Genomic DNA, 8,357 nt, shown 5'->3' with positions numbered 1-8,357 from the left:
AGAGCAGTTGACTTTTAATCAATTGGTCGCTGGTTCGAATCCAGCACGACCCACCATCAAGTTTCAAACAAGCACTCAAAATACATCACTTATCAGTTTCTTTTATATCTCTAGAGCTTTTTAATCAAGCACTGCAATTCATCTCATTGGTACTTTGATCTGGTTTACGCAACCCCATGTAGTAGAACAGGTAAGCACAAATATGACTATTTAATTACACTAATATTGATTAGGTAGTGTGTAATTTTTATGACAGTTGGGTATAATCCGCACCCTTGTCGCAACAGAGATGTAGGTTAATGTCAGTAGCATTTCGAGTGGATCAGGTAGAGTACCCGTTCCCTGCAAAACCACAGCCATTATCAGAAGCACGTAAAGCTGAGTTAAAGGCAGAAATCAAAGCCTTGCTAAAGGCCCGTAACGCTGTGCTTGTCGCACACTATTACACCGACCATGAAATTCAGGCACTCGCTGAAGAGACCGGCGGTTGTGTCGCTGACTCGTTGGAAATGGCCCGTTTTGGTAGAGATGCAGAAGAGCAGACATTAATCGTTGCTGGCGTTCGCTTTATGGGCGAAACGGCAAAAATTCTTAGCCCTGAAAAAACAGTGCTAATGCCAACACTTGAAGCGACGTGTTCACTTGATATTGGTTGCCCGGTAAAAGAATTTAGTGAGTTTTGTGACCAGCACCCTGATTACACTGTAGTGGTTTACGCCAACACATCGGCAGCGGTCAAAGCGCGTGCGGATTGGGTAGTGACATCGAGTATCGCTCTTGAAATCGTCGAGCACCTAGATAGCCAAGGCAAAAAAATTATCTGGGGTCCTGACAGACATCTGGGGTCGTACATTGCCAAGCAAACGGGCGCTGACATGCTGATGTGGCAGGGCGAGTGTATCGTTCATGACGAGTTCTCTGCGCAGAAGCTTGCAGACATGAAAGCCTTGTATCCAAATGCCGCGGTTCTGGTTCACCCTGAATCACCCGCAAGCGTGGTAGACATGGCCGATGCAGTTGGCTCAACTAGCCAGCTTATCAAAGCATCGCAAACCATGGACAACGACACCTTTATCGTAGCTACCGATAAAGGCATCTTTTACAAGATGCAACAACTTACGCCAGAAAAGACGTTTATAGAGGCTCCAACGGGCGGTAACGGCGCTACGTGCAAAAGCTGTGCTCACTGCCCTTGGATGGCAATGAACGGCTTAGAAGCGATTAAGGCCTCTTTGACGGGCGAAAGTGATGGCCATGAAATCTTCGTTGATGATGCATTGCGTAAAGGTGCATTAATTCCGCTTGATCGCATGCTTAACTTCTCGGCAGAATTAAAAGCGAAAGGCGGCCTTTAGCGCACGTTTTATAAGCACTTGTTGAATATTTTCCAGCAAGTTCTTGATTAAGCGCGCGGCTTTACCTACTATACGCGCGCTCAAGGATTTTCGTCGTCGAAATCTTCTTGATAAAAAATTTGGAGAGGTGGCTGAGTGGCTGAAGGCGCACGCCTGGAAAGTGTGTTTAGGGTTAAACCTAACGAGGGTTCGAATCCCTCTCTCTCCGCCAAATACAAAGAACCGGCTTTACGCCGGTTTTTTTGTGCCTGTAATAAAGCGCCTTGAATACACTTTGTGTGGTTAAAAATTGTACATGTGCTACTTTAATCTTGTTGTACAAAAATACTTTGTCATGTTGGCAGGGTAAAACTACGTTAAAGCGGAAGGAAATATGTTATGAAACGCACGTTTAAATTATTTATCGTGGTCGTAGCTTACTTTATCGCTGTATCGTCATTTAATACTATGGCGGATGAAAGGGTATTCAAAGGGGGAGACTACTGGGAAGTGACAGCCATCGAAGTGAAAGATGGCCACTGGCTAGATTACGGGAACCACTTAGCAAATGAGTGGCGTTCTTCCATGGAGTTTGCAAAATCGAAGGGATGGATTAACGGCTATAAAGTGATTGGCAACCTCTACCCACGAGAGGGTGAAGCAACGCTTTATTTACTGACTATGTTTACTAATTGGCCATCTGAATCTGAGAACGATGAGCGTTACGCAGCGTGGATAGAATGGTCGAAGAAAAGCCTGGATAAAATGGAAGAGCAAAGCGGAGACCGTGTCGCTATACGCCGTATTATGAGTGAACAGTTGATGCAAGAACTGATATTTAGAAAGTAGAACTGATCTGTCGCTGAGAAATCGTAGTTGAGCCTGTTTACGCTCCTTTTTTGGCGACACGTTTATGCGTTGAGATTTATTTCCCACACCAATAACTATATAAAAAAGTTTAGAGAAACTCAGCCTCAATGCGCGTAACCGCAAGTCGTTGGGAAGGTAATAATGTCGATTATTAAAACGTAGTCGATTTAAGTAATGATCAGCTTAGGCAACACCAAAGGTATTTAATAAAAACGCAAAGCGTTCCTTTCAAAAAAGAAACTCACGTGCAGTGAGTTTCTCTCGGTTATATTAGTGCTGTAAATCAATCACTTCGCAATTTGCTGATGTAGCTTGATTAAATCAGGAAGCTTTTTCGCGTAAATCGCTTTCTTTGTACCTGGATGGAGTAATTGACTAACGAAGGTGCGTAGGAAGCCAAGAACAAACGTTTGAACACGGTCAGGGTCTGCTTCACTTGGGTTAGCGATAAGCTTTTCTGTCTCTGCCTGGACCTTATGTACGATAGGGTCCATTGTATCTTTGCCTGCAACAAGGTCGTTGCCTGTCACTACGCCTTTGCCAAGCAAATCGCGTACAGCGTCATACAGATTGGCTGAAACCGCGTTAGATTGGCCCCAGTTAGCGATATTGTACTCTTCAGAAATTTTATCTAGTTCAGCAGCTGGCTCGCTAGATTTCAATAGGCCTTCAATAAGTTTGTGCGCTTCGGTCTGTTTTACGGGTGTTGATAGTTCTGACATGGTTTACTTCGCTTTGTGCTAAAAACGCGTTTTATAATTTTTTTAGTACCCTCTGTCAAGTTTGATAATTTAAAGTTCTATTTAATCAAGGGCTTATGGTTTTTGTTGCTTCCATGCGCAACGCATTAAAACTAACAATAAACGCTAAGGATATTTGCTCTCTAATGACGAACTTTATTCTACTTAATCGATTTCAATGATTCGCATATATTAAAATATTAAATATCTCCCTATAAACCCTGTCAGGCTTCTATACATCCCTCTATTTTCCTGCTTTAGGTAGCATTGTAATCGTTTTACCCGCTACCATTCTTGTCATCAACTAATATACATTTTGTTTACATCTTGATGGCAGCGTAGTTATTGTAAATACGACTAAATTTTGAGCCATGTTGAATTTGCCGTGTAAGCAGAGGCTCTTTAAAACAATAATTAGCAAGAGAATCGTAAAAGATGAGTAAACGCTTACCCGCCCGCTTTAACCCAAACCGCACTGCCACGTTAGTTGCGTTATGCTTAGGCTTGCATTGCCAAGCAGCTATGTCGCAGGAAACTAACGAGCAAGCCGAAGACGAGCTGTATGAACAAATACTGATTACTGCGTCAAAGCGAAGTACGGGACTCCAGGAAACGCCTATCGCAGTGTCTGTTACGAGCGGCGAAGCGATTGAGCAAACTCAAGTGCTAGATATTCAGGATTTACAGGCGTTGGTGCCAACCTTAAGAGTAAACCCCTTACAACGTTCAGCAAATACAAATTTCTCAATTCGCGGCTTTGGTAATGGTGCGAACAACACGGGAATTGAGCCTTCCGTTGGGGTTTTTATTGACGGTGTATACCGCTCAAGAGCTGCCTCGCAAATTGGCGACTTACCCCGTGTTCAGCAGGTTGAAGTATTAAGCGGCCCGCAAAGTACACTCTTTGGAAAAAACGCATCGGCTGGGGTAATAAGTATACGAACCCAAGGCCCATCGTTCACCGAGGAGGGTAAATTGACGCTAGGGGTGGGCAATTATAATCAGCGATTATTAAAGGGATACTATACAAATGGCATAACCGAAGAAGTTGCATTTAGTTTATCTGGTGGAGTGAACAAACGTGATGGTTATACTGAAAGCGTTGTTGAAGGTGTAGATAAGTTAAACAATCGTGATAGGTGGAATATCAGAGGTCAAGCTCTATACGAACCTAGCACAGATGTTAAGTTTAGATTTATTGCAGATTACAGTGAAATAGATGAGCGCTGTTGTACAGTGGCAGACGTTATTAACGGGCCTACCACCGCTGTCGTACGCGCGTTAGGGGGAACGGTGCTAGAAACCGATGATCCCTTTGCTTTTAAATCTGCGCTGAATTTTAATCCTAGTAATACGGTAGAAGATGGCGGGGTCTCTCTGCAAATCGACGTAGATTTTGATACGTTCGCGTTAACCTCTATTACCGCTTACAGAAACAATAAATCTGACTATTTCGCGGATGTAGATTATACATCGCTCGATATTTTGACAGAGGAAGGGCACACAGAGATAGATACCTTCACTCAGGAACTCCGACTTACTTCCGTTGGTGATAATACAGTGGATTGGATGTTCGGTATGTTCTACTTCTCAGAAGAGGTAGACACAGGTGATACCTTATTCTACGGTCAAAACATCCGGCCTTATTTTGATGTACTGTTGAATTCGGGGGTAGCACAAGCTCTCGCTTCGTTACCCACACCGTTGCCATTTGACGCGGTTTTCCCCGATGGATTTCTTGGCGCTTTTGAACCTTTGTATGGTCAAGCTCCGGGTACTTTTTTTAATGAAAACCAGTTCGTGAATAGCGAGTTTTTACAAAAAAATGATGCATTATCTGTGTTCTTTAATCTTGATTATCATATTTCAGATAGGCTCACTACAACAGTTGGGGTCAGTTACACAGAAGATGAGAAAGACGTATCGGTAGAACAAATTAACAACGAAGTACTGTCGTCTATCGACATCATAAATGGCCAGACGGTTTTCGGTGTGCCTTTATCTACAGCAGTGCCGGCTTTAGCTGGTTTTATTCCCACGCTCCAAGGCGTTCAGTTTTTGCCTCCGCAACTCGTTTTTCCTAATACTGTGGAAGACGGTAACACTAACGATGATAAAGTGACATGGAGTGCGCGTATCGCATACGAGATTAATCAAAACGTTAACGTATTCGCTACTGCTGCAACAGGCTTCAAAGCCTCTTCATGGAACCTTTCACGTGACACTCGGCCGTTTGCTTCTGATCAATCGGCACTAGAATCTGGAAATTTAGCACGTGTTAATCAGACTTATGGAACCCGCTATGCGGGGCCCGAAGAATCAACCGTTTATGAATTGGGGTTAAAAGCAAGGTTCAAACATGGAGCATTTAACGTCACTCTATTTGACCAAACAATCGAAGGCTTTCAATCGAGTACATTTGTAGGCACGGGATACGTGCTGGCGAATGCCGGGAAACAGTCAACTCAGGGGCTCGAATTTGATTCAACCCTAGATGTAACAGAGAATTTAGTATTTAGCTTTGCCGCAACAATACTAGATCCGGTTTACGACTCTTTTGTTGGTGCAAATGGTGTGAATGGACCAATCGATCTATCAGGTACGCAGCCCGCAGGGATACATGAGCGAAGCTTCGTTGCAGGCTTGACTTATCACCTAGAATTCGAAAATGGTACTACTGGCTTTATTCGAAGTGATTATTTACATGAGAGTGAAACACAACTTGTAGAGAATGTTCCACCTGAACTCACTCGTGAAGTTAATATGCTAAATGCCAGTGCAGGATTAATTTTTACAAACGGAATTAGTGTTCAACTATGGGTGAGGAATTTAAACAATGATGAATACTATCTGTCAGCATTTCCACCACCCATACAGGCTGGTAGTTTTAATGCTTACCCAAGTCAGCCCAGAACGTTCGGCGCAACGATATCTTACATGTTTGACTAGTAACTCGTAATTTCGCAGCGAAAAGCCAGCTATGCTCAGAAAATAGCTGGCTTTTTATTATCATTTTACTGTTTCAATCGTGTAGAAAATCTTTGTAACCGTTTTTTAAGCACTGAGGCCTAGTGAAGTTGCATCTGGTCTAGCTAGCGTAAGTTGATCAGGATGTTGAGCTTCTGGCGATATGTAGCGCTTGTTTCTGCCAATAGTGCTTAAAGGCAGTTCAATCGATTTCAGAAACGATGCCCCTGCCATTGTTCCTAGTTTATAATCATGGCGAAGCTGCGCGTCGGTGCTACCAAGTAGCTTACTTTGCAGCTTATCTGATGCAAATATTTGAACAATTTCCACACCATCAGGCGGGTTTTCAATAAATGCCAATTCTTTTTGATAACCGTGCTCGTGTTGCAGTAGGTAGTCGATAGTCTTTGGGCAAGTACCTGTTGCGCACATCACTGCGCTTAGCTTTTTCAGCCAAGGTGACTGTGCCTGAAAACCTTGGTCTACCGTTCTAATAACCACGATTTTGGTCGCGCCCCGTTTGTAAGCTTCAGTTACTGGCAAAGGCGCGGCTAATCCACCATCTAGGTAAAAATCATTATTGGCAGCCTTTTGAGCCTCTACTTCAGTGTGAAGCGGTACGCCTTGTTTGTATAGTAAGGGGAGTGCGCTGGATGCCTTTATCAATTCAACCCAGTTATTTTGGCTTTTCATTGGGTTTAAAAAATAAGCCTTTCTATCTCTAACATTTGTGGCGGTAAACAAAATTTCTCTGTTCGCCACGTTAGCCTCCGCAGTGTCGAGATCAAGCAAACGGTTCGCTTCTTGGGTTTTATCAAAGTACCAGTCCAAATCGACAATGTGTTTACCCATTAAGCCTCGTCCCATTTGAAAGAAACGTTTGTGTCTTGTTAAGCCGCGGATTAAGCGTTTTGCATAGCCTTTTTGACGCGCCACAAAGCTCGTTAAGTTTTGTGAACCTGCTGATGTACCAATGAGAATGTCGAACGGGTCGTATCCGGCGTCTAACCATGTATCAAGTACACCAGCTGTAAAGATACCGCGCTGACCGCCACCTTCTGCGACTAGAGCAACTTTGTTATTGGCAGTACCTTCAGTGTTGCGGGTGTAGGTTGACGCACATTGTTGACCGAACATGATTACCTTCCATTTGACCATATCTAAATTGACTACTTGGTCTAATTGTAGGGAGATCACGTAGCACGGGAAAATTGAAAGATTGAATCAAACTAATAGGAAATAACTGATACAAAACGTTTTTTGTTATTTCTGTGTGATTTTTATGTTTACATTTTGTTTATTAAGAAGCAGTCTAACTAAATAGCAGAAAGTTAGTCATGATAGGAAAAACATCAATGAATATCGTGGTGTTAGGCGCGGGTAGTATTGGTTGTTATATAGCAGGTTGCTTGTTTGAGTCCGGCCCTGCATTCAACAGTTCGAATACGCTTAAGCTTATTGGGCGACAGCGATTATACGACGACATTGTGGCAAATGGCTTGAAAGTGACCGACTGGCAAGGCCGCAATCAAGTTACCGATGCTGAACACGTCAATTTTTCATTGAATAACGATAGCTTAGCCATTGCAGATTTCATTTTGTTATGCGTAAAAAGCCAAGACACCGAGCAGGCGTCAGATATTATCAAGTTGTGGGCCAAACCCTCTGCCGTTGTCATAAGTCTTCAGAACGGCGTAAGTAACGCGCAGGTGCTTCGCCAAAAGCTGAACCAGACTGTTATTGCTGGTATGGTGCCTTTCAATGTTCTTTATAAGGGCCACGGACACTTCCACTGTGGTACTGAAGGCAATATCGCCTTAGAAGACCCTGATAATAGATGCAAAGACCTTATTGAGGCGCTTGAAAACGCGTCGCTCCCTGTAACGGTATACAACGATATGGCTGCCGTCCAGTATGGCAAACTTGTTATGAACCTAAACAATGCCGTTAATGCATTATCGGGTATGCCGCTAAAATCGCAGCTGGGCGACAGGCAATACAGACTGGTAATGGCAAAGGTGCTATCCGAGGCATTGTCTGTGCTTAAAGCCGACGGGATCACACCCGCTAGAACAGGGAAAGTCATCCCTCAATTAATGCCGACAATCATGAAACTGCCCAATTTTCTGTTCAATATTGTGGCGGCATCGACGCTCAAAATAGACCCCGAAGCTCGCTCATCAATGTATGAGGATTTATTGCTAGGAAGACGAACGGAAGTGGATTATCTCAATGGTGAAATTGTGAGGTTAGGGGAGAAAAATAAGATGCTTACTCCTGTTAATCGCCATATCGTATCTTTGGTAAAACAGTCAGAGCACGCACAATTGGGAAGCCCCCACTTACCGGCTAATGCGCTTTTAGGCCAAGAAACTAGCGGTTCAACGTGAAATATTACATTTTTATGTCATTTTTGTGTCAGTGCTCTTGAATCTTATACTAAAGT

Annotated in this window: 6 protein-coding genes and 1 tRNA gene; 5 read left to right on the top strand and 2 right to left on the bottom strand. The window is 43.4% G+C overall.

The genetic code is table 11. The annotated features are described in order from the left end of the window. Positions 1–299 precede the first annotated feature (299 nt). From nadA to JC525_RS00170, 3 genes are all read left to right on the top strand, one after another. Positions 300–1,355, top strand: a complete 1,056-nt coding sequence (nadA, locus tag JC525_RS00180; protein WP_198812817.1) for a quinolinate synthase NadA — start codon at positions 300–302, stop codon at positions 1,353–1,355. A gap of 121 nt (positions 1,356–1,476) precedes the next feature. After that, positions 1,477–1,566: transfer RNA gene (locus JC525_RS00175), tRNA-Ser, on the top strand. A gap of 167 nt (positions 1,567–1,733) precedes the next feature. Further along, positions 1,734–2,183, top strand: a complete 450-nt coding sequence (locus JC525_RS00170; protein WP_198812816.1) for a hypothetical protein — start codon at positions 1,734–1,736, stop codon at positions 2,181–2,183. Between the two features lie 308 nt (positions 2,184–2,491). On the opposite strand, the gene JC525_RS00165 is transcribed toward JC525_RS00170, so the two are convergent. Next, positions 2,492–2,926 (bottom strand): hypothetical protein, encoded by a 435-nt coding sequence (locus JC525_RS00165; protein WP_198812814.1) that lies wholly within the window; start codon positions 2,924–2,926, stop codon positions 2,492–2,494. Between the two features lie 453 nt (positions 2,927–3,379). On the opposite strand from JC525_RS00165, the gene JC525_RS00160 reads away from it, so the two are divergent. Then, a complete protein-coding gene (locus JC525_RS00160; RefSeq protein ID WP_198812809.1) occupies positions 3,380–5,893 on the top strand; it encodes a TonB-dependent receptor in 2,514 nt (837 codons plus the stop codon). 105 nt (positions 5,894–5,998) lie between these two features. Here JC525_RS00160 and JC525_RS00155 read toward each other — a convergent pair whose 3' ends face one another. After that, positions 5,999–7,048 (bottom strand): patatin-like phospholipase family protein, encoded by a 1,050-nt coding sequence (locus JC525_RS00155; protein ID WP_233094792.1) that lies wholly within the window; start codon positions 7,046–7,048, stop codon positions 5,999–6,001. 218 nt (positions 7,049–7,266) lie between these two features. On the opposite strand from JC525_RS00155, the gene JC525_RS00150 reads away from it, so the two are divergent. Beyond that, positions 7,267–8,301: a 2-dehydropantoate 2-reductase gene (locus tag JC525_RS00150; RefSeq protein WP_198812807.1), complete on the top strand. Its 1,035-nt coding sequence runs from the start codon at positions 7,267–7,269 to the stop codon at positions 8,299–8,301. The last annotated feature ends 56 nt before the right edge of the window (positions 8,302–8,357 follow it).

It is taken from the genome of Alteromonas sp. IB21, from assembly GCF_016405965.1.
Classification (GTDB): Bacteria; Pseudomonadota; Gammaproteobacteria; order Enterobacterales; family Alteromonadaceae; genus Alteromonas.
The sequence above is the reverse complement of the archived record's forward strand: the minus strand, read 5'-3'. Positions and strand labels throughout refer to the sequence as shown.